At 73.0% G+C, this 2,842-nt stretch carries 2 protein-coding genes and 1 pseudogene; all 3 read right to left on the bottom strand.

Translation table 11 applies throughout. The annotated features are described in order from the left end of the window. Nucleotides 1-136 precede the first annotated feature (136 nt). Entirely contained in the window at nucleotides 137-1,102 is a 966-nt protein-coding gene (locus VLJ82_RS18395) for a DUF58 domain-containing protein (RefSeq protein ID WP_408664816.1), read from the bottom strand. Between the two features lie 197 nt (nucleotides 1,103-1,299). Then, complete coding sequence (locus VLJ82_RS18390; RefSeq protein WP_408664815.1) at nucleotides 1,300-2,466, bottom strand: AAA family ATPase; 1,167 nt, start codon at nucleotides 2,464-2,466, stop codon at nucleotides 1,300-1,302. A 141-nt stretch (nucleotides 2,467-2,607) separates the two neighbouring features. Further along, nucleotides 2,608-2,842 (bottom strand): annotated as a pseudogene (locus VLJ82_RS18385) (GTP 3',8-cyclase MoaA); the annotation flags it as partial.

The raw sequence follows: 2,842 nt of genomic DNA, 5'->3' as shown, positions 1-2,842 counted from the left end.
ACCACGCTGGCCAGCAGCTGGGTGTTGGAGAACCGGGCCACGAACCGGCGCCGGCGCAGCTGCACCGCCAGGTAGGCCAGCGCCACGGCGGCCACGGCAAGCAGGATCAGCAGCCACAACGGCGACCTGAAATGCATCAGTGCACCCCGATCATTCCGGCGCGCGAGGGTGGCCGGACCGCCACTCCCCGACGGCGGGTGACGACGAACTTCACGATGTCGGACAGCCAGTCCGAGTCGGTGCGCAGCCGCAGCTGGTCGGCGCCGGCCCGGCGCAGCATCGAGGCGATCTCGGCCCGCTGCTCGGCGGCGGCCTGGGCGTAGCGCTGGCGCAGCTGGGCGTCGGAGGTCTGCACCTCCAGCTGCTCACCGCTCTCCGGGTCGACGAAGGTGACCAGGCCCGCGGCCGGCAGCTCCAGCTCGCGCGGGTCCAACACTTCGATGCCGAGCAGCTCGTGCCGGTCGCCCAGTCCGCGCAGCGGCCGCTCCCAGTCCTGGTCGCCGAGGAAGTCCGAGATCACCACCACCATGCCGCGCCGGCGCGGCGGCCGGCGCAGCTGTTCCAGCGCCCTGGCCAGGTCACCGCGCCGTCCCTCGGCAGCCTTCGGGGTGGCGGCCAGCTTGCGCATCAGGTAGCGGGCGTGGTTGCTGCCGCCCACCGCGGGCACCCGGACGGTCTGCTCGCCGGTGGTGATGATGGCGCCGATCCGGTTGCCGGCCTTGGTGGTCAGGTGGGTGACCGCGGTGGCGGCGGCGAACACCAGCTCGCGCTTCTCCATGTTCACGGTGCCGAAGTCCAGGCTGGGCGACAGATCCACCACCATCCAGGTCTCCAGCTCCCGGTCGGCGATGGTCTGCCGGACGTGCGGAACCATGGTCCGAGCGGTCACCGGCCAGTCCATCCGCCGGACGTCGTCGCCGGGGTAGTACTGCCGGGACTCCCCCGGCTCGCTGCCGGGACCCGGCACCAGGCCCTGGTAGCTGCCCAGCAGCAGGCCGTCCAGCTTGTTGCGCACCGCGTACTCCAACCGGCGCAGCACCGCTTCGGCCTGGCCGGACGAGGCCGGCTGGCCGGACGATGAGATTGCTTGCCCGGACGACATCGCCTGCCTGGCGGTAACTGCCTGACCGGACGGGGCTGCCTGGCTGGCTGGAACCGCCTGCTCGGAGGTAACCGCCTGGTCGGAGGTAACCGCCTGCCCGGAGGTAACCGCCTGCCCGGACGAGGCCGGCTGGCCAGCCGCTATCGGCTGGCCGGAATCCTCCGGCCGGCCGGCGTCGGCAGCGGGCCGCCTCCTCCTCACGCCGGCGGCCCCCAGCTACCGGACTGCCGGGGCTGGCCGGGCTGCTGCTGCGGGTACTGGCCGACCGGTTGGCCGGTCGGCGCCGCGTGCGCGCCGTTGCGGTAGTCGGCGGTGCTGGCCTGCGGAGCGGCCGTGGTGGCCGCCGGGATGAAGCCGCTGCTGGCCCGCTGACGGGGCGCCACCTGCGGCAGCGGCACGGTCTGCAGCACCCGGGACACCGCCTGTGCGGCGGTGATCCCGTCGGCGATGGCGTCGTAGGACAGCACCATCCGGTGCGGCAGCACGTCGACGGCCAGGTCCAGCACGTCCTGCGGCAGCACATAGTCGCGGCCGCGCAGCAGCGCCAGCGCCCGGCCGGCCGCGATCAGCCCGAGGCTGGCCCGGGGGCTGGCGCCGTAGGACACCCAGCCGGCCACGTCGGCCATTCCGAACTCGCCCGGCTGCCGGGTGGCGATCACCAGCCGCACCACGTAATCGACCACCGCGTGGTGCACGAACACCCGGCCGGCCCGGCGCTGCAGCTCGATCAGCTCGCCGGTGCTGATCACCGGCTGGGCGACCGGCGGCTCGACGCCCATCCGGTAGACGATCTCGCGCTCCTCGGCCGCGGACGGGTAGTCCACGGTGATCTTCATCAGGAACCGGTCGCGCTGGGCCTCGGGCAGCGGGTAGACGCCCTCGCTCTCGATCGGGTTCTGGGTGGCCAGCACCAGGAACGGGTCCGGCAGCGGGTAGCGCTTGCCGCCGAGGGACACCTGGCGCTCGGCCATCACCTCCAGCAGCGCCGACTGCACCTTGGCCGGCGCCCGGTTGATCTCGTCAGCCAGCACGAAGTTGGCGAACACCGGGCCCAGCTCGGTGTCGAACTGCTCCGAGCCCGGACGGTAGATCCGGGTGCCGACGATGTCGGAGGGCACCAGGTCCGGAGTGAACTGCAGGCGGGCGAACGTTCCGCTGACGGTGCGGGCCAGGGTCTCCACGGCGAGGGTCTTGGCGACGCCGGGCACCCCTTCGAGCAGGCAGTGGCCGCGGGCCAGCAGGCTCACCATCAGCCGCTCGACCATCCGCTCCTGCCCGACGATGACCCGCTTGACCTCGAACATCGCCCGTTCGAGCGCGGTGGCGTCAGCGGCCGGGGTGGGTGCCGGACCCGGTTCGGTCATGTGTCTCCTCGCACTGGTTTCCGATCGGTGCGCCCGCACCGATCCTGAGCAGCCGTCGGGGAGCACGTGGTTTGTGCGGGTGCTGCTACCGCCACGGTAGCCGAGCGAACTGTGGCGCGGGCTCAGCCACCGATCGCCGGTTCAGCCGCCGATCGCCGACATCGGCCGCTCGGGCTGCCGGAAGCCCGGGGCGTTGATGCCGTGCCCGGCGGGCTTGGCCCGCACCGCCTGCCGGATCAGCTCGGCGAGCTCGGCGTCGCTGTCGCCCCGGCGCAGCGCCGCCCGCAGATCGGTCTCCTGGTGGCCGAACAGGCAGGTGCGCAGCTGGCCGTCGGCGGTCAGCCGCAGCCGGTCGCAGTCGCGGCAGAACGGCCGG

Source organism: Jatrophihabitans sp. (genome assembly GCF_035474675.1).
GTDB lineage: Bacteria > Actinomycetota > Actinomycetes > Mycobacteriales > Jatrophihabitantaceae > Jatrophihabitans_A.
Note: the sequence above shows the minus strand (reverse complement) of the source record. Positions and strands in the feature narration are given on the sequence as shown.